20 protein-coding genes and 2 pseudogenes are annotated in these 18,604 nt (G+C 34.5%); 7 read left to right on the forward strand and 15 right to left on the reverse strand.

Annotation, left to right across the window (positions count from 1 at the left end):
• Positions 1 to 123 precede the first annotated feature (123 nt).
• From ACK1U5_RS06040 to ACK1U5_RS06055, 4 genes are all read left to right on the forward strand, one after another.
• Positions 124 to 819 (forward strand): response regulator transcription factor, encoded by a 696-nt coding sequence (locus ACK1U5_RS06040; protein ID WP_001038807.1) that lies wholly within the window; start codon positions 124 to 126, stop codon positions 817 to 819.
• Positions 809 to 1,966 carry a sensor histidine kinase gene (locus ACK1U5_RS06045; RefSeq protein WP_001243309.1) on the forward strand — a complete coding sequence of 386 codons (1,158 nt, stop codon included), beginning with the start codon at positions 809 to 811 and terminating at the stop codon, positions 1,964 to 1,966. The genes ACK1U5_RS06040 and ACK1U5_RS06045 overlap by 11 nt, the downstream gene beginning before the upstream one ends.
• Positions 1,967 to 2,141: 175 nt before the next feature.
• Positions 2,142 to 3,158 (forward strand): D-alanyl-D-alanine carboxypeptidase family protein, encoded by a 1,017-nt coding sequence (locus ACK1U5_RS06050; RefSeq protein WP_001160043.1) that lies wholly within the window; start codon positions 2,142 to 2,144, stop codon positions 3,156 to 3,158.
• 331 nt (positions 3,159 to 3,489) lie between these two features.
• A complete protein-coding gene (locus ACK1U5_RS06055) occupies positions 3,490 to 3,627 on the forward strand; it encodes a DUF3956 domain-containing protein (protein ID WP_000376554.1) in 138 nt (45 codons plus the stop codon).
• Positions 3,628 to 3,883: 256 nt separating this feature from the next.
• Here ACK1U5_RS06055 and ACK1U5_RS06060 read toward each other — a convergent pair.
• The 5 genes and pseudogenes from ACK1U5_RS06060 to ACK1U5_RS06080 all read right to left on the reverse strand — a co-directional run.
• A pseudogene (locus ACK1U5_RS06060) lies at positions 3,884 to 4,143 on the reverse strand (DinB family protein); the annotation flags it as partial.
• 2 nt (positions 4,144 to 4,145) lie between these two features.
• Positions 4,146 to 4,886, reverse strand: a complete 741-nt coding sequence (locus tag ACK1U5_RS06065; protein ID WP_000237652.1) for an alpha/beta fold hydrolase — start codon at positions 4,884 to 4,886, stop codon at positions 4,146 to 4,148.
• Positions 4,879 to 5,448: a hypothetical protein gene (locus ACK1U5_RS06070; protein ID WP_396125279.1), complete on the reverse strand. Its 570-nt coding sequence runs from the start codon at positions 5,446 to 5,448 to the stop codon at positions 4,879 to 4,881. The genes ACK1U5_RS06065 and ACK1U5_RS06070 overlap by 8 nt, the downstream gene beginning before the upstream one ends.
• A gap of 46 nt (positions 5,449 to 5,494) precedes the next feature.
• Entirely contained in the window at positions 5,495 to 6,028 is a 534-nt protein-coding gene (locus ACK1U5_RS06075) for a GNAT family N-acetyltransferase (RefSeq protein ID WP_000990086.1), read from the reverse strand.
• A gap of 105 nt (positions 6,029 to 6,133) precedes the next feature.
• A complete protein-coding gene (locus ACK1U5_RS06080) occupies positions 6,134 to 6,490 on the reverse strand; it encodes a hypothetical protein (protein ID WP_000535573.1) in 357 nt (118 codons plus the stop codon).
• 565 nt (positions 6,491 to 7,055) lie between these two features.
• Here ACK1U5_RS06080 and ACK1U5_RS06085 point away from each other — a divergent pair.
• The 3 genes and pseudogenes from ACK1U5_RS06085 to ACK1U5_RS06095 all read left to right on the forward strand — a co-directional run.
• Positions 7,056 to 7,466, forward strand: a complete 411-nt coding sequence (locus ACK1U5_RS06085) for a hypothetical protein (RefSeq protein WP_170925778.1) — start codon at positions 7,056 to 7,058, stop codon at positions 7,464 to 7,466.
• 392 nt (positions 7,467 to 7,858) lie between these two features.
• On the forward strand, positions 7,859 to 8,227 hold the full coding sequence (locus ACK1U5_RS06090; RefSeq protein WP_000526886.1) for an FtsB family cell division protein: 369 nt from the start codon (positions 7,859 to 7,861) through the stop codon (positions 8,225 to 8,227).
• Between the two features lie 197 nt (positions 8,228 to 8,424).
• Positions 8,425 to 8,481 (forward strand): annotated as a pseudogene (locus ACK1U5_RS06095) (exosporium leader peptide-containing protein); the annotation flags it as partial.
• Between the two features lie 17 nt (positions 8,482 to 8,498).
• On the opposite strand, the gene ACK1U5_RS06100 reads toward ACK1U5_RS06095, so the two are convergent.
• From ACK1U5_RS06100 to ACK1U5_RS06145, 10 genes are all read right to left on the reverse strand, one after another.
• Positions 8,499 to 8,729: a hypothetical protein gene (locus tag ACK1U5_RS06100; protein ID WP_242259184.1), complete on the reverse strand. Its 231-nt coding sequence runs from the start codon at positions 8,727 to 8,729 to the stop codon at positions 8,499 to 8,501.
• A 45-nt stretch (positions 8,730 to 8,774) separates the two neighbouring features.
• Positions 8,775 to 8,990 (reverse strand): hypothetical protein, encoded by a 216-nt coding sequence (locus ACK1U5_RS06105; RefSeq protein WP_000236249.1) that lies wholly within the window; start codon positions 8,988 to 8,990, stop codon positions 8,775 to 8,777.
• A 335-nt stretch (positions 8,991 to 9,325) separates the two neighbouring features.
• On the reverse strand, positions 9,326 to 11,266 hold the full coding sequence (locus ACK1U5_RS06110; RefSeq protein ID WP_000806459.1) for an AMP-binding protein: 1,941 nt from the start codon (positions 11,264 to 11,266) through the stop codon (positions 9,326 to 9,328).
• 49 nt (positions 11,267 to 11,315) lie between these two features.
• Positions 11,316 to 12,857 (reverse strand): acyl-CoA carboxylase subunit beta, encoded by a 1,542-nt coding sequence (locus ACK1U5_RS06115; RefSeq protein ID WP_000886742.1) that lies wholly within the window; start codon positions 12,855 to 12,857, stop codon positions 11,316 to 11,318.
• A 2-nt stretch (positions 12,858 to 12,859) separates the two neighbouring features.
• On the reverse strand, positions 12,860 to 13,648 hold the full coding sequence (locus tag ACK1U5_RS06120; RefSeq protein ID WP_000939817.1) for an enoyl-CoA hydratase: 789 nt from the start codon (positions 13,646 to 13,648) through the stop codon (positions 12,860 to 12,862).
• 4 nt (positions 13,649 to 13,652) lie between these two features.
• Positions 13,653 to 14,564, reverse strand: a complete 912-nt coding sequence (gene mvaB / locus ACK1U5_RS06125; RefSeq protein ID WP_069604920.1) for a hydroxymethylglutaryl-CoA lyase — start codon at positions 14,562 to 14,564, stop codon at positions 13,653 to 13,655.
• 21 nt (positions 14,565 to 14,585) lie between these two features.
• Complete coding sequence (locus ACK1U5_RS06130) at positions 14,586 to 14,801, reverse strand: acetyl-CoA carboxylase biotin carboxyl carrier protein subunit (RefSeq protein ID WP_001987345.1); 216 nt, start codon at positions 14,799 to 14,801, stop codon at positions 14,586 to 14,588.
• A gap of 26 nt (positions 14,802 to 14,827) precedes the next feature.
• A complete protein-coding gene (locus ACK1U5_RS06135; RefSeq protein ID WP_000486742.1) occupies positions 14,828 to 16,165 on the reverse strand; it encodes an acetyl-CoA carboxylase biotin carboxylase subunit in 1,338 nt (445 codons plus the stop codon).
• Positions 16,166 to 16,180: 15 nt separating this feature from the next.
• Positions 16,181 to 17,326, reverse strand: coding sequence for an acyl-CoA dehydrogenase (locus ACK1U5_RS06140; RefSeq protein ID WP_000397282.1), 1,146 nt, complete (start codon positions 17,324 to 17,326; stop codon positions 16,181 to 16,183).
• Positions 17,327 to 17,542: 216 nt separating this feature from the next.
• Positions 17,543 to 18,511 (reverse strand): YbgA family protein, encoded by a 969-nt coding sequence (locus tag ACK1U5_RS06145; protein ID WP_001248647.1) that lies wholly within the window; start codon positions 18,509 to 18,511, stop codon positions 17,543 to 17,545.
• Positions 18,512 to 18,604 lie beyond the last annotated feature (93 nt).

An 18,604-nucleotide genomic window follows, 5' to 3' on the forward strand; every position in this document is an offset into this window, starting at 1 on the left:
TTATTAATCTTTTTACTCCTTTTTAATACGTTACATGAAATTTTATACAGAATCATCGCTACAAGTACATAAATGTTTGATATTATAGTAATGTTGATGATTTGTAAGGAAAGGAACTACACAATGAATAAAAACATATTAATTATTGATGATGATAAAGAAATTGTTGAATTACTTGCTGTTTATTTGCGAAATGAAGGCTATAACATTTATAAAGCTTATGATGGCGATGAAGCATTGCAAAAGGTTTCTACATATGAAGTTGACCTTATGATTTTGGATATTATGATGCCAAAGCGAAACGGATTAGAAGTTTGTCAGGAAGTTCGTGAAAATAATACTGTACCAATTCTAATGCTTAGTGCAAAAGCAGAAGATATGGATAAAATATTAGGTCTTATGACAGGTGCCGATGATTATATGATCAAGCCATTCAATCCATTAGAATTAGTAGCAAGAGTGAAAGCTTTATTACGAAGATCATCTTTCCAAAACGCTACTTCGCAAAAGAATGAAGATGGTATTATTCGTATTCGCTCTGTTGAAATACACAAACATAATCATACTGTTAAAGTAAATGGAGAGTATATTAAACTAACCTCTATTGAATTCGATATTTTATATTTGCTTGCAAGTAATACAGGAAGAGTATTTAGTTCAGAAGAAATTTTTGAACGCGTTTGGAATGAAGATGGTTACGGTTCAAATAAGACTGTAATGGTCCATATTAGCAACTTACGGGATAAACTTGAAACAGTAATAAATGGAGAGAAATTTATTCACACTGTTTGGGGAGTTGGCTATAAAATTGAGAAATGAAGCATTTGATATATTAAAAGATATCCCTAAATGGAAACTTATTTTTTGGCTCTTATTAGCTATCACACTCACGCCTATTACTGAATTAATTATTTATCGCCTCGTTACGAGTGTAATTGAGAGTTCACTTACTCTAACTGAACTCGGTAAAGAATTCATTCGAATTTTTGGTTATGAAAAGTATAAAGGGATTAAAGAATCGTTATGGATGATGATTGTATCTTATTTGTTTTTATTTTCTATTTTTTCATCCTATCTTTACATTTTTTATCGCCACGAGAAAAAACTTTACTATGAAACTTGTATTAAAAAAATGATAGAAGAAATTCGTTATATTGCAAATGGAAACTTCAATCATAAAGTTTCTATTGTAAATCATAATTATCTAGAAGAATTAGCAATCGGGGTCAATGAAATTGTTGAACAATTAAAAGTCTCCATTGATGAAGAAAGACAAGCGGAACAAGCAAAAAGTGAACTTATTACAAATGTATCACATGACTTACGCACTCCCCTTACTTCTATAGTTGGATACGTAAATTTAATCCATCATGATAATTATAGAGATGAAGTAGAATTGCGATACTATATTCAAGTCATTTACGATAAAGTAACTCGTCTTAATGCATTAATGAATGACTTGTTCGAATATACACGTGTTCAAAATAAAGAGTTAAGCTTGTATTCTGTTCCTATTGACATAGTAGAGTTACTTGGACAATTAACTGTTCAATTCCGTATACAATTTCAAGAAGCAAATATAGAATGTCGACCTTCTTTCCCATCTCAAAAGCTCATGGTATTAGCTGATGGTGAAAAATTAGTGCGTGTGTTTGAAAATCTTATTATAAACGCTATCGCTTATGGAAGCGAAGGTCGCTATATTGACCTTACTGCTTATGAAAGCAATAATATGATTACAATTGATATAACAAATTACGGACAACCTATTCCTAGTACGGATTTACCTCATATTTTTGAACGTTTTTATCGCGTTGAGAAATCTCGCTCTACAAACACTGGTGGATCTGGACTTGGATTAGCTATTGCAAAAAGTATAGTCGAATTGCATAAAGGAACAATTGAAGTATATAGTGATGATGAAAAAACAACATTCACTGTAAAACTACTCCCATACAAATGTTAATATTATAAATAAAAAGTTCAATTTCTTATCATATAAGAAATTGAACTTTTTCCATTAATGCCCAAAATTTAATAATCCTTTATAATTCTTTAGAAATTCTTTATCTTTTCTTTCTTCCTAATTAAGCATTCCTTTTTACAATACTAGTATTGATGTCATAATAGGAGGATCGCTTATGCAATTCTTAAAGAAATTCGCTATTTTATTATTATCTTTTTTTATTACTGCACTTATCGTTTTATATTTTTATCTTTATGTAAATGGTCCGATTATTCAAGCTAAATCAGCTATTTTAATAAATGCTAATTCAGGTGAAATTGTTTATAAAAAAAATGAAGAAACTCCGATACAATCAGCTGCTTTATCTAAATTAATGACGGAATATATCGTATTGGAGCAACTAAATGATAGAAAAATACAGTTAGATGACTTCGTACAAATAAGTAACGAAGTTTTCCGAGTAGAAACAAGCCCTATACAAGTAACATCGAATGATAAAACAACGGTTCGTGATTTACTTCATGCATTGCTACTGGCAGGGAATAATCGTTCTGCACTCGCTCTAGCAGAACACATTGCTGGAAATGAAGATAACTTTACAATATTAATGAATAAAAAAGCAAAAGAACTAAAGTTATTACAACCATCTCCATTTCTAAACTCTACTGGAATTAATAATGATACAAATAAACAATCAACTACAACAGCGATAGATGCAGCTAAACTAGCAGCACGATTAGTAAAAGATTTTCCAGATGTATTGAATATTACGAAACTAACCTCTTACCAATTTACCTTCAAAGATTCCCAAGTTTTCAATACGAATAAAATGATATATTCCCTTAATGAAAACATTAAACTTCAAGGTGTTGATGGCTTACAAACTAGTTTTTCAACTAACGGTAATTATAGTTTTGTTAGTACAGCAAAACTTGGAGATACTAGACTAATTTCAGTAATATTAGATGCAGATGAAGAAAACATTTCATTTATTGAAACAAAAAAGTTACTACAGTATGGTTTTGATCCTTCCTCGTACTCTGCACTCCAAGCTTTTAAAGACGCCCTTACATCCTGGACAATATTACTTCAGTTTAAAAATTTAATTATACAAACTATAATGATTTTTTTAATCATTACCACCTTAATGTTTTTACATATACGTCAGAAAAAATCCGAGGATTTCAATTAAGAAATCTTCTTATATATAAAACCGACTTGCATTTGAGATGCAAGTCGGTTTTTAATTCTATCATCCTCTTCAAATTTGCTGAAACTGGTTGCAAGTTTAACTTCCTCGCCCATATAGATAGCTGACCAATATGATGAATTTCATATCCCATTACATGTCTTAAAACCTATGTTTTTTGAGGCATACATCCATCTCTGTTTCCTTTCGTTGTATTCGTTTGTTTAGTTTAAATGGGTTAATCTATTAATTCTATTAAATCCAACAATTGAACTATTACATATTAAAGTTCTATTCATATACTGTAGTAGATTACTAGAAAGGAGGCTTAACTATGGATAGTTGCGTTGTATTTGTAAACGGACAACCTTTTTTAGTTCTTTCAGTAGCTGGTATTGAAATTGCTAGATTAGAGATTTCCCTTCAAGTAGCATTAGCTCTAAGAGTGCTTGGGATACCAATCTGTGATTAATTACCAAATTAAAAGAAAAAGAGGGCATTAGCCCTCTTTTTTTATTTTCTTCTCACCTTTTCTTAACAACAAACAAAATTCAAATTTAATTAATTATAAAAAATTAAAGTATATGAACGTTACATGAAACACTTGTTAAGATAGCTGTCCTTCACACTATTTATTTCGCCGACATTATATAATCAAAGCACACAATGATTAACTTTTTATACGTCTTATTTTAAGTGTGCTAGCATTCTAGGCTAGATAATTATGACTGCAAAAAAACTTCAAGTTCTCGTTTATATAAATTAAATAACGCTTTCACTTTTTGAATCGATTGATAATCTTTAAATTGCTGTTCTCTATCTTCTTATCCTTGAAGAGCACTAATCCAACTATACTCTACATCTACAATATGAAATAATGTTTCTAACATACCCCCAGTTTGCAAAGTAAATCTTCCTCTGAAAGTTGTTCACACCACTTAAACCAATCATCTCTTACTTGCCAATTATATTGAAATAAAGTGTACACATTTATCTCTCCCTTACTTCAATTATCCACCTAACAGCATCTGTTATATAATGTGGTTCATCTTTTTGAATATAATGACCACTTTGTTCTGCAATTATTAGTTTATTTTTGTTTGATAATCGTAATAATTCTTCTTGCAATTGTAACCATTTTATTTGTGCATCTTGCGAATAAAAAGCTTTTTTACCAGCAGCTAACACGACGAGTGGAATATCTCTCGTCAACTGACAATATTTATCTGCTTCACCCAGACTAAACATAAACTCTTCATAAGAACTTTCATGTACAAATTGTTTATAGTAAGCTTCTTGAAATTCTGGAGACATGATTGGCAAAAATGCTTCTTTATAATTTTCTGGTGTCGAATCAACCAAAACTATTCCCAACATATCTTCAGGATAAAAATCAGTAAATAAACGTGCATTTATACCACCAAAAGAATGTCCTACAAAAATATAAGGTGGCTTCAGTTGTAAAAGATTTAAGCATGTTCTCAAATCTTTTACCATTTCAGAACTAATACGTTTCTTGGAACTCTTCCCGCTTTTGCCTAATCCAGCCCGATCGTATGTAAGTATCGTACCATATTCCGTCAGTTCTTCAGCAGTTTGATTCCATGCCTTCGAATAATCACCATAACCTGATTCCAATATAATAACAGGCTGCTGCTTCTTTCCTTGGAATATTTTCGTATACATTTTAAAATCAGCAACTTGTATATATTCCTCTATACATTTAACCATTGACAATCACTTCTCTTCGGCCAAGTTCCTCTACAGCGTGATTAATTATTTCACTTACAGATAAAGAACCATCCAATATGATATCTGAATTTGGCTTAACAGTATGAATTGCCTCTAAATAAGCTTTTCTCGCATATGTCATGTAATGTTCCAAATCATTATGTATTTCATCTATTGTACCTTCCTTAAAATCTCGCAAAATCCTTCTAGCCATCGCAATATCTAAAGGCGTATCAATAAATATAGTTACATCAATGAACTTTCGCATCTCACTATTTAAGTTTGCAAAAGGATAATCTATAATAATATAGTCTAAGCTATTATTTTGTATAAGTTGCTCAATATCATGAATTAATGGTGTTAATACCCACTCGTCATAATTCGCCCCATCATCAATCCATTTACAAATATCAGCAGGACAGTTATCAAATGTATAACTATCAAAATATAAAGCTTTTGAGTTTTTAAACTTATGCTTTAATCTTTCTGTAATTGTAGTTTTACCTCCCCCCGAAACAGCTGCAATTGAAATTATTTTTGTTTTATTATCCACTATACCCACCAAGACCCTTTCGTTAACATAATATAATTATAAATTACTATCGTTGCTACTTCTTCCATTCATATTCTAACATACTCATTTCCCATAAATTCCAATACGTTTCTCCTACTCTTTTTGACTCTCTTAATAAGCCTTCTTTTACAAACCCTATTTTTTCGTAACATGAAATGGCCGATGTATTAAAATCATACACACCAAGAGTTACTCTATGTAGTTTTAATTTGTCAAAAGCAATATGAAGTACTGCTTTCATCATATGTTTTCCTATAGAACGTCCTCTCATCTTCGTATTACCAACTAATACTTTTCCAATTCTAGCGGACTTGTTAATATTATCTATTTGCCCAAGCGAAATATGACCAATAACGTCTGAAGTCTCTTCATCTACCACTTTGAAAGCGAATGTATTTGCACTTTCTATATACTTCTCTAATTGCTGTTCGTCTAAAGGAAATGTGAAGGCATTACCTGACCATTGTATTAGAAATTCTTCGGAATTAATCCAATTTATTAATTGTTTATAATCAGATTTTTTAAAGGTTTCTAGTTTAATCACTTCCTTGCTCCTTTCGTACATCATGTTTTATAACCTCAAACTTATTTCTATATAAAGAATATATTCTCCTTTTATATGAAATTAAAATAAAGCCATTCATGTGAATGGCTTTACAAAAAAGCAGCATAATTATGCCTTGTTTGCTACATCAATACCATTAAAATCAAAGTCAGCCGTAACCGTTGTAACAGGTGGGAAAATTGCTTCAATTTTGCAAATGGAAATAATTACTCCAACCGATCCAGGAATAGCCGCAAGCTTAACTACATCACAACTTACAGACGAAACAGTACCTACATAAGTACGTCCCTCTGTGTTAATTTGAACTGTTCGATTAATTAATTTCTTAAGTTCATCTCTAATTCCTTGTACACAAGAATTATCACATTTCTCATGCTGTTCTTTTTTACACTCTTCGAATACTTCCCAACAATCATCTTGTTTACATGTACACTTCTTTTTACAATTATTAAATCGAGAACCCAATACCTCACCCCCTAATCATTTCTATTAGTAAAGTATGTCCACTAGCTTAAAAGGGTACGAGGCAAACGCATAAAAAGAAAAAAACAAGCAATTGTACCAAACCTTCTTTTCATTATTCATTATAAAAACAGACCTCTCCTAATTAAAAGCTTGTTTAATGAGCGGCCGTGAATTTAGTCCTACTCCATTTAATGTTTAGACACCGCTTTCTAAAACAAACCTTTTTTCTTTTAAATAAGACGCTCCTTAAAAACGCACTAGATTTTCCCATTAACTCACATATACATAGACTTTATTTGTGGATTTTTCCTTTGTTATTGTGAAATATACATTCAAAAAAGCGTACTCGAAAATAAGATATTATTTGTAATCAGAACGCTTTCTTCAACAAATGTTTATTAAAAAATACCATAACTAGTAGTAGTTCCCTCCACTATCTCTTAAAAATTAGCATAGTTTGTATGAACTCTATATCGAGTAGAAGACACTCTATCATATAAAGATAAAATAGTAGGTTAATAAACAAGCAATTTTTTTATTAAAACATAGAATAATATGAACACTATTGAAAGGAGGTAGAAATAAATGTCCTGGAAAAATGATTGCTGGAGTTCTCAGAAAAAGCATTGTTGTGATGATTGGTGGAAATCTAAAGAAAAACATCATTGTGATGATAATTGGAGTTCTCAGAAAAAGCATTGTAATGATGATTGGTGGAAATCTAAAGAAAAGTGTCATTGTGATGACGATTGGAGTTCTCAGGAAAAACATTGTAATGATGATTGGTGGAAATCTAAAGAAAAGTGTCATCGTGATGATGATTGGAGTTCTAAACGAAATAAGTGTCGTTGTAAATGTTTCTTTATTTGTTGCCATTGTAAAAGGAAAAATTGGTAATATTTTCGATGCCAACTTAAAGGAAAGAATATGTCTTTTGGAACCGATAAATACTAGAATGTATTATACAAAAAGCTGACTGAATATAATCAGTTTTTTATCAATGAACACGTAAAGATTTCAACAGACATATGTATTTACTGATTAGGTGGGCTATTAAGAAAAAACAAGCTAACTCTTATAAATCGATTTTTAATTACTTCACGTACGTATAAAGCTTTAGATGCCCTCATTACTTCAGACGAATTCACCAGTATTTTCAGCAAAAAATTCATGGAATCTTTAATTAGTCGAGTACTTTCATTGCCTTCAGAAACCCCAGAGACAAGCGGGGTTTCTTTTATTTAAATAAAGATTTTGTTTAAACTTTACAAAACTCACCTATATTAAAATATCTTCTAAAATCCTTATTGAACATTTATAATACTATTAAACGGTTTAAATTCGACAATCAGTAATGGAGGCATTTTAATGGGAAACATCCCAAAAGTATCATCACACCAATCAAATCCTAATATACCCTCACAGCAAGTGAATCCTAATACCCAACAAGGTAGTATAAAAAAAACAAGACGCCGTATTATAACTACTTTGGCTTTTATATTACCTATAATTTTTGTCCTTCAATATTCTCTGAATAACCAACAAGAAATGATTAAAGAAAAACAAATCACACTTAATACGGAACAACAAAAATTATCTTCTGTAAAGAAGGATGGTCATTCCCTTAACAAGGATGTCAAGGCTTTAACAAGTAGTGAAGAAGAAATTTTAAAATTCGCAAGGAAACTGTATGGATTTTCCAAACCGAATGAAACTATATTTCAAATAACTGAATAAAATTACACGGCATTACCTAAAAGGCGATTTGAAGATAATCGCCTTTTTATATTTAATTTCTAAAGGAATCATACTAATCTCTCTTTCTATCATATAACTACTTTGTTTAATTTGTTAAAATAAAACCGCTTGTCCGTTTCACTTTGCTCTATCATTACATTTACTATTAGTAATACGATTTTTAGAGGTGATAAATAATGGACGAGTTTTTATCTTTTGCTGCACTTAATCCCGGTTCTATTGGACCTACACTTCCAACTGTTCAACCTTTTCAATTCCCTACCGGTCCCACCGGTTCTACAGGAGCTACTGGATTAACCGGATCAACTGGACCGACTGGGCCAACCGGATCAACCGGACCAACCGGATCAACTGGATCAACTGGACCAACTGGACCAACTGGACCAACTGGATCAACTGGACCAACTGGACCAACTGGACCAACTGGATTTAATCTTCCTGCTGGACCTGCATCTATTACCTTGACTTCTAACGAAACCACAGCATGTGTATCCACTCAAGGAAATAATACTTTATTTTTTTCGGGTCAAGTATTAGTAAACGGTATTCCTACTCCAGGGGTAGTGGTCAGTTTTTCGTTTAGTAACCCATCTCTTGCTTTCATGGTTCCTCTTGCTGTCATTACCAATGCCTCAGGTAACTTTACCGCTGTATTTCTAGCCGCTAATGGGCCTGGAACAGTAACCGTTACTGCTTCTCTTCTTGATTCTCCTGGAACAATGGCTAGCGTCATTATTACCATTGTGAATTGTCCGTAATGATTTTATTTTTAAGAACTAAGCAATTTCTAATAAAAAGAGCACTGATTTTATAGTGCTCTTTTTTTATCATTTGGATGTGCCTTTCAAATTAAATTTCGTAACAGCCTATTAAAATAACGCTTTTATTGAATTTCATCCTTAACAAAATTTAATTACTCCAATGAATAAACATGCCACAGTATCGTATTTTAATAAAAACTATAAAACAGACATACTTAACACTAATAGTAGAATTTTTCTTCTTCATCAAATTCACTTCTTTTCTTTTTATAAACATAAAAAAGGATCTCTATTTATACAGAGATCCTTTCTAACTTTATAATTTACTAGACTGTAACCCCTGAATAAACGGAACTACTTCAGGATTTACAAGTGAAGACAAATCACCTAATTCTTTTCCTAAGTAAGCTGCTTTAATAACACGCCGCATTACTTTAGAATTACGTGTTTTCGGTAAATCTTCTACAACGTGGATGTCTTTAGGACACAACGCTTTTCCAATATGAGAGTTTACTAAACTCATTAATTCTTTCTTTAATTCTCCTGTGAATGTTACATGATCTCTTAATACTACAAAACAATGACAAACTTCACCTTTTACTTCGTCAGGTACACCAATTGCAGCAGCTTCAATTACATCGTTATGTTTCACAAGAATAGATTCATATTCAGCAGGTCCAATACGTTTACCTGCAATATTTAACGTATCGTCTGAACGCCCTGTGATGATATATTGTTCACCATCGTAAATGACCCAGTCACCGTGGACCCATTTATTTTCAAAACGTGACCAATATGTGTTCACGTAACGTTCATCATCTTCCCAGAAGCTTTTCGTCATACCTACCCAAGGTTTCTCTAAGCATAATTCTCCGACTTCATCTCGAATTGGTTTACCTTGATCATCCAGTACGACAGCTGCCATTCCTGGTAAAGATGCGTTAAAACTAATCGGTGCGATTGGCTTAATAAGAACATTACCGAAAATCCCACCAGAGATTTCAGTTCCACCTGAGTAGTTACAGATTGGAACATTTCCTTTTCCAACTGTTTCAAACAGCCACATCCATGGATCAGGATTCCAAGGTTCTCCTGTTGATGCGAATACTTCCAAACTCTTTAAAGAATGTTTATTGACATACTCATCACCTTTTGCCATTAATGCTCGGATTAACGTTGGCGAAATACCTAGATGAGTAATCTCATATTTATCAACTGTCTCCCATAACCGGTCTGCTTCTGGGAAGTCTGGAACACCTTCGTACATAACCATCGTTGCTCCATTAATGAGTGAACCGAATAATAGAAACGGCCCCATCATCCAGCCCATATCAGTTACCCATAATACACGATCACCTTGTTTAATATTCATTCCAAATCCTGCATCAAAAGCTGCTTTCAAAGGAAATCCTGCATGCGTGTGTACTGTTCCTTTCGGCTTACCAGTCGTTCCTGATGTATAAATGAGCATCAATGGATCATCACTTTGCATTTCCTCTGCATGTATGAATGGTTTTTCTTTTTCTAGCGTACTCCACGAAAAGTCATAGTTATGTGGTGTAAAATCATTTCCTGCATGACGAACGATAACAACTTTTTCAACAGTTGGGCAATGTTCACAAGCTTTATCTACTTCATCTTTTAAAGAAACAATTTTACCGCGACGTGAAAATCCATCTGCGGTAATAATCATTTTTGAACCTGCCGCTTGCACACGTGTCATAACTGCATCAGACGCAAAGCCTGAGAATATTGGTGAAATAATTGCTCCGATTTTCATTACAGCTAGCATCGCAACAACTGTTTCTGGAATCATCGGCATATAAATTGTTACACGGTCACCTTTCTCAATACCCGCGTGTTTCAAACCATTTGCAACACGGCTTACCCAGTTGTCAAGCTCTTCATATGTAAATGATTTTGAAGTTCCATTTTCCCCTTCGTACTGAAGTGCTGGCTGTATTCTCGTCTCTTCATCCGCAAGCCAGCGGGATAAAGCTGATTCTACAACGTTACATGTTCCGCCATTATACCACTGTGCAAACGGTGTACCATTTTCTAAATCTAACACTTCTGTATAAGGTTTCATCCATTGATAGCCTACTGCTTTTTCTGCCTCTCCCCAAAACCAAGCTGTTTCCTCAATAGATTTATTATAAAAAATTTCATAGTCTTCATATCCCAATGATTTCATCCAACCATATAAACGTGTTTTTTCCTTGTACTCTTCTGTTGGAAACCAAACTGCTTGTTTCAATGTTTTCCCCTCCTTAACTTTTTGAGCAAGAAAGCCCTAAATAGGGCTTTTAAACTGGATATACAGGATGTTTACGATCTGTGAATACTTGATATTTACTCATATACATTTCGAAACGTCCTTTTAACTCTTCACGTAAATTGTTTGGATGAACAATACCATCAATCACCATCTCTGATGCTAAGTGGTATATATCAATATCTTTCTTATACTCTTCACGTTTTTCAGCAATGAAGCTAGCACGCTCTTCTTCTGGTAAAGCTGCAATTTTATTTGCATATACAGCATTAACCGCAGCTTCTGGACCCATTACCGCAATAGAAGCTGTCGGTAATGCCAGACAGCAATCTGGTTCAAATGCTGGACCTGCCATCGCATATAAACCAGCGCCATATGCTTTACGAACAACGATAGAAATCTTCGGTACAGTCGCTTCACTCATTGCAGAAATCATTTTTGCACCGTGGCGAATAATACCAGCACGCTCTACTTTTGTACCGATCATAAATCCTGGTACATCCGCAAGGAATAATAATGGAATATGATATGCGTCGCATAAATTAATAAACTTAGCAGCTTTATCAGCTGAATCATGGAATAATACGCCGCCCTTCATACGCGGCTGATTTGCAATAATACCAACTGGCTTACCATCAATACGTGCTAAGCCTGTAATTAGCTCTTGAGCAAATAATTTTTTTACTTCATAGAATGAACCTTCATCAATAACTCTATTAATGAGATCTTTCATATTGAAAGGAGCATTTTGATTTTCTGGAATGATTTGTTCTAACGTTTTATCGAATTGTTTCGGTTCTTGAGGTGTAACCAATGGAGTCTTTTCTAAGTAGTTATTTGGAAAATATGAAATGTATTGTCTTGCTTGTTTAATCGCATCTTCTTCTGTCTTACATAAAACATCTCCGCATCCTGATACAGAGCAATGCATACGAGCTCCGCCCATCTCTTCTAAAGTTACCTTCTCACCGATAACCATCTCAGCCATACGAGGAGATCCTAAATACATAGATGCATTTCCTTCTACCATCATTACAACGTCACAAAAGGCTGGAATATACGCACCACCAGCTGCAGAAGGTCCAAATAACAAGCATACTTGAGGAACTTTACCTGATAACTTCACTTGATTATAGAAGATTCTTCCTGCACCGCGGCGCCCTGGGAACATTTCTACTTGATCTGTAATACGCGCTCCAGCAGAGTCAACTAAATAAAATAACGGAACACGTAGTTTTTCAGCTGTTTCTTGAATACGTAAAATCTTTTCAACTGTGCGTGATCCCCATGATCCAGCTTTTACAGTAGAATCATTGGCCATTACACACGCAGTACGACCATGTATTTTACCCGTTGCCGTTACAACGCCATCCGCAGGTAAGCCTGTTTGTTCACAGTTAGCAAATAATGCATCTTCTACATATTCGCCATTATCAAATAGAAGCGCTAAACGATCTCGAACGAATAATTTTCCTTTTGCTTTATTTTGCTCATGATATTTCGGTGCCCCGCCTTGTTTAATTGTTTCAACTCGTTCTTCAAATGAATTAGATTGTTGTTTTTGGTCTAACATATTTACTCCCCCTTATACATCGGTTTGCGTTTTTCTTTGAATGCCTGTAATCCTTCTATTCGATCTTTCGTATGGATTACACCTTCATACGCTTGTTTTTCCATTTGTAATCCGGTATGTAAATCAACTTGAATACCATTTGAAATTGCCTCTTTTGCTAATCGAACAGCAATAGGTCCATTACTAGCAATTTTCTCTGCTATTTCAATCGCTTTCTCTTCAAGTAAATTAGCTGGTACAACAAATTCTACTAAACCGTATTCTTTTGCTTCTTGCGCTGAAATACGTCTACCTGTATAAATTAATTCTTTCGCTCTACCAACACCAATTAATCTCGGTAAGCGCTGTGTACCACCTGCTCCTGGTATAATTGCAAGTGTCGTTTCAGTAAGACCAAGACTTGCAGATTCAGCAGCAATTCTAAAATCACAAGCTAAACTTAATTCCGTACCACCACCAAGTGCAATTCCATTTATAGCAGCAATAACTGGCTGTGGTAATTGTTCAACCATCTCCATAGTAGTGCGAATCATACTAACAGCATGGCGAACTTGTTCTTCATTCATACCGGCACGCTCTTTTAAATCTGCACCAGCACAAAATGCTTTTTCACCAGCACCTGTTAGAATAACTACACGCGTATTGGACTCTTCACTTATTTGAGTTAATATGTTTTGTAACTCTTCTAATAACGCTAAAGATAATGAGTTTGCTTGTCTTTCACGATATAACGAAATCTTTACAACGTGAGGTGTTACATAATCAACTGAAATGTTTTGTAATTGTAGCATCTTCTCACCTACTTATCGTTTTATGTTGAAGCGCTCTATACACATGACTCGGTAATTGGATATTCAACTTACTTTGAATAAATTGACTAGCTCTCAATAACTTTTCTTCGTCTATATTCGTTTGGACTCCTAATTTATGGAGCATATGTACTAGGTCATCAGTGGCAACATTACCTGATGCTCCTGGTGCATAAGGGCAGCCCCCGAGTCCACCACAAGAACTATCAAACGTTGTAATACCGTATTCTAATGATTTAACTACATTCGCTAGAGCCATTCCATACGTATTATGAAAATGCATGGCAAACTGCGAAGCATCATACTTCTTTAATAGATGTTCTAATACTTGTTCTACTTGTAATGGATTCGCTACACCGATTGTATCCCCAAGAGAAACTTCATAAATGCCGTATGAAAATAGTTGATTACATAATTCGTCAACTGCTGCGACACTTATATCCCCTTCATAAGGACATCCAAATACAGTAGAAACATAGCCTCTTACCTTTTTCCCTTCGAATAATGCCTGTTTTGTTATATCTTCAATTACAACTAATGCTTCTTTAATCGATTTATTAATATTACTTTTATTATGAGATTCACTTGCTGATAAAAAAACATTCACCTCATCTACATTTTGCAAAAAAGCTCGTTCCAAACCATTTTGATTCGGAACAAGCGCAGCATATGTAACATTTGGATCCCTTTTCAGCTCAGAAAATACATCATTTGCATCCGCTAATGCAGGGATCCATTTTGGGTGAACGAATGAGGAAACTTCAACATACGACAATCCTGCTTCTGTAAGTAGTTGAATCCATTTTACTTTATCTTTTGTGCCAACAATCTTTTTTTCATTTTGTAAGCCATCACGTGGCCCGACTTCTTTAATGACAGCAAAATTAGGTAGTTTCAATTCGCTTCCCCCTATATCTCCCTATTCAATTTCTAATAATACATCTCCTTCATTTACAAAATCGCCTTCTTGCACATTAATTTTCATAACTGTGCCAGCTTCTTCTGAAATGATTGGAATTTCCATTTTCATAGATTCCAAAATGACGACATCCTGCTCTTCCTCTACTGTATCTCCTACTCCTACAACAATCTTCCAAACGTTTCCTGCCATCGATGCGTATACTTTCGTCATCATTTTTTCCCCCTTAATATTGTTAAATCTTATTTTTTAACGAGTTGTTTCGTTACAAAGCCTGTTGTATAAATACCCTCTTTGAACACTTCGTCTTCCAAAACTTGCAGTAGCATTGGTGTGTTCGTTTTAATACCTTCTACTTTTAATTCCTCTAGAGCATCATGTAATTTTGAAATTGCTTCTTCACGAGTCTCGCCATGTGCAATGACTTTCGCAATCATTGGATCATAGAAAGGTGTAATCGTTACATGATTTTCTAAGAAGTGATCAATCCGTACATTTGACGGTAATGTTAAATCTGTAATTTTCCCAGGTGACGGGAAGAATGTTTTCGGATCCTCTGCATAAATACGAGCTTCAATGGCATGACCACTACGTTTTACATCATCCTGAGTAAATGATAGTTTCTCTCCACTTGCAATCAGAAGTTGTTGTTCTACAAGGTCTAATCCCGTAATTTCTTCTGTCACTGGATGCTCTACTTGTAATCTCGTATTCATCTCTAAGAAATAGAAGTTCTTCTGATCATCTACAAGAAACTCAACTGTACCTGCATTTGTATAACCAAGTGCTTTGGCAGCTTGTACAGCAACTTCTCCCATCGCCTTTCGTGTACCTTCATCTAAAAATGGTGAAGGTGCTTCTTCGATTACTTTTTGATTTCGGCGCTGTACCGAACATTCACGCTCCCATAAATACACTGTGTTACCATGTGTATCTGCTAAAAGCTGAATTTCAATATGATGCGCGTCTGCTATATATCGCTCTAAATACATTTCTCCGTTACCGAAGAAGTTTTGCGCTCTCGTTTTATTACTTTCAAACGCTTTGGTGAGCGTTTGCTCAGTTTCCATCAACTGCATACCAATGCCTCCGCCGCCTGCGGATGCCTTAAGCATTAATGGATAACCAATTTGTTTTGCAATTTCAATTGCTTCTTCAGCAGTTTCAATATTTGTAGTAATACCTGGGACTACTGGGACATCTGCTGCTTGCATTGCGATACGTGATTCGATTTTACTTCCCATCTTCGTAATGATTTCTTCTGAAGGACCGATAAATACGATTCCTTCTTCTTTGCAGCGAACCGGAAAAGACGGATTCTCTGATAATAAACCATAACCCGGATGAATTGCTTCTGCATTTGTCTTCTTAGCTATTTCAATAATTTTTTCAAGGTTTAAATAGCTTTCTTGGACACGCGGTCCACCTACTAAGTAAGCTTCATTTGCCATTTTCACATGAAGGGCATTTTCATCTGCTTCAGAATAAATAGCAACAGTGCGAATGCCAAGTTTTTGACAAGTTTTCATAATACGAACAGCGATTTCCCCGCGATTCGCAATTAATATTTTTTGAAACATAGTGATTCCTCCCTTTTATCTACATCCTAAATGTCTAGCAATTACGAGACGTTGAATTTCAGAAGTTCCTTCACCAATTTCTAATAGTTTCGCATCACGAATATGTCGTTCAACTTCATATTCACGCATATAGCCATATCCACCATGAATCTGTACTGCTTGATTCGCAATACGGCTTGCCGCTTCCGATGCAAATAGTTTTGCCATTGCCGCTTCTTTACCGAAAGGTTTATCGTTATCTTTTAACCAAGCTGCTTTATGTACTAAATTGCGTGCTAGCTCTACTTCAGTCGCCATATCAGCTAATTTAAATTGAATCGCTTGGAAATTAGAGATTGACTTTCCAAATTGTTGACGTTCTTTCGCATATTGCAATGCACGTTCAAAGGCTGATTGCGCAATACCAACTGCCAATGCTGCGATTGAAATACGTCCTCCATCAAGTGTATATAAAAATTGTTTAAAACCTTTATTTACATCACCAAGAATATTTTCTTTCGGTACACGAACACCATCAAGTACGATTTCACAAGTATTAGAAGCGCGAACGCCCATTTTATCGTAAGGACTAGAAATCGTTAATCCTTCACTAGTAGTAGGTACGATAAATGCTGAAATGCGTTTTCTACCATTCTCTTCAACACCGTTGACAGCGGTTACAATAATGGTATTTGCATACTCTGCGTTTGTAATCCAACACTTCTCACCACTGATTACATACTCATCGCCATCTAGTACCGCTTTCGTTTGAGTACCACCTGCATCTGATCCAGCATTCGGCTCCGTTAATCCGAAGGCACCTAATGTTTTACCTGACGCCATTGGAACTAAATACTTTTGTTTTTGTTCTTCTGTACCGAAATAATAAATTGGAGAAGCACCTAATGAAATTGTTGCAGCATAGCTTAAACCAGTGCCACCACAAGCGCGACCAATTTCTTCAACTGCTAACGCATACGATACAGTATCGCCACCTGAACCTCCATACTCTTCTGGGAATGGGATGCCTAATAATCCTAGTTCGCCCATTTTTTGAAATGTTTCATATGGAAACTCTGCAGTTTTGTCATAATATACAGCTTTCGGTGCGATTTCCTTTTCAGCAAAGTCACGTACCATTTCTTTAATCATTTGTTTTTCGCGAGTTAGAGTAAATTCCATTCCGCTACACACCCCTTATCGAATATTGAGTTTCGACAGCGTGCGAGTTTCTACTACAAACATAACAACTTAAAAGACAAGAATATTAGTTAGACAATTGCTATAATTCTGTCATAACTTAATTTTAAAACAGATTCTGTACTAATGCACAAAAAAATTCCTACATTGTTCTACAACAACATAGGAGATTTTGTGTCGAATTATGTAATTTATTGTTTAATAATCTCTACCTTTTCCCGAATCAGAAATTTCTACTAATGCTTCAGGGTATGGTTCGAAATACGTTTGTCTTAATAAATACTTTTCATCAAATCGAATGGCCCATGATTTTAAAATTGTAAGTAAACTACTAAGTGGTATTTTCTTTTCTGCATACTTTTGTAACAGTTCTATAAAATGATCTTTTTCTTGTTTTTTTAGCTTTGTTTTAAAGTATCCAAAAATGTGCTCGCATACATTTACATTCGATGTATAGCGGGGGGTGCGCATAAATAATTCATATAAAGTCTTCTCATAGTTTTCAAATACAACTTCAATCTTTTCATTTTTTTGATTTGCAATTATACGCCCTAATTCCTTTTGTTTCACTTGATTGTATGCCATAAATAAATATTTATTGTCCGACTGAAACGATACAAGGTCTTTCATATTTTTATTATGTTTAATCATTTTGTAATATGCGATTGTAAATAACCTTGTAAAGAAATGCTCTCTAATAATAAAATTCGACAATCTACCTTCCTCTTCAATAGGAAGATGCGAAAATTTTTTTACTACTGCTCCGCCAAATAAGCCTGATCCTTTTCCCTTTGCTGGCGCTTTTTCAAAACCAGAATAAATTTTCACATCACGCGTACCACAACTTGGCGAACGATTCTTTAAAATAAAACCATCCACATCCGATATCGTTTGTAAAAAGTCATTTGAAAACCGCTCCATTTTTTCAGTTACATCTTCTCGTGTCGACGGTTGCACAAGTCTGTTCTCACCATTTTCTTCTACAATTCGTATCGTTTCACGAGGAGTTCCCAATCCAATCTCCACTTCTGGACAAACAGGTATAAATGTAACAAATGGCTGCAAATTTCGTATTGTTACATCTGGAATCATCTCTCCATTATATCGACAAGCATCAAATTCTAAACATTTACTTACGACGATTGTAGGTTTTGCAAATTGTCGCATCTCATTACCTCCTTAGTGCTAGTCCGTATACTATAAATTGTACTAAGATTAACATTTTAAGCAAAGTTTGATTCATTTATTTTTATGAGAAAT

The organism is Bacillus sp. XB1 (assembly GCF_053557995.1).

Excerpts from the sequence above, each read along its gene's own strand:
- ACK1U5_RS06040 (WP_001038807.1), top strand. The coding sequence starts at position 124 with ATGAATAAAAACATATTAATTATTGATGATGATAAAGAAATTGTTGAA.
- ACK1U5_RS06050 (WP_001160043.1), top strand. The coding sequence starts at position 2,142 with ATGCAATTCTTAAAGAAATTCGCTATTTTATTATTATCTTTTTTTATT.
- ACK1U5_RS06055 (WP_000376554.1), top strand. The coding sequence starts at position 3,490 with ATGGATAGTTGCGTTGTATTTGTAAACGGACAACCTTTTTTAGTTCTT.
- ACK1U5_RS06065 (WP_000237652.1), bottom strand. The coding sequence starts at position 4,886 with ATGGTTAAATGTATAGAGGAATATATACAAGTTGCTGATTTTAAAATG.
- ACK1U5_RS06075 (WP_000990086.1), bottom strand. The coding sequence starts at position 6,028 with ATGATGTACGAAAGGAGCAAGGAAGTGATTAAACTAGAAACCTTTAAA.
- ACK1U5_RS06090 (WP_000526886.1), top strand. The coding sequence starts at position 7,859 with ATGGGAAACATCCCAAAAGTATCATCACACCAATCAAATCCTAATATA.
- ACK1U5_RS06105 (WP_000236249.1), bottom strand. The coding sequence starts at position 8,990 with ATGGTAATAATGACGCTAGCCATTGTTCCAGGAGAATCAAGAAGAGAA.
- ACK1U5_RS06115 (WP_000886742.1), bottom strand. The coding sequence starts at position 12,857 with ATGTTAGACCAAAAACAACAATCTAATTCATTTGAAGAACGAGTTGAA.
- ACK1U5_RS06120 (WP_000939817.1), bottom strand. The coding sequence starts at position 13,648 with ATGCTACAATTACAAAACATTTCAGTTGATTATGTAACACCTCACGTT.
- ACK1U5_RS06130 (WP_001987345.1), bottom strand. The coding sequence starts at position 14,801 with ATGATGACGAAAGTATACGCATCGATGGCAGGAAACGTTTGGAAGATT.
- ACK1U5_RS06135 (WP_000486742.1), bottom strand. The coding sequence starts at position 16,165 with ATGTTTCAAAAAATATTAATTGCGAATCGCGGGGAAATCGCTGTTCGT.
- ACK1U5_RS06140 (WP_000397282.1), bottom strand. The coding sequence starts at position 17,326 with ATGGAATTTACTCTAACTCGCGAAAAACAAATGATTAAAGAAATGGTA.
- ACK1U5_RS06145 (WP_001248647.1), bottom strand. The coding sequence starts at position 18,511 with ATGCGACAATTTGCAAAACCTACAATCGTCGTAAGTAAATGTTTAGAA.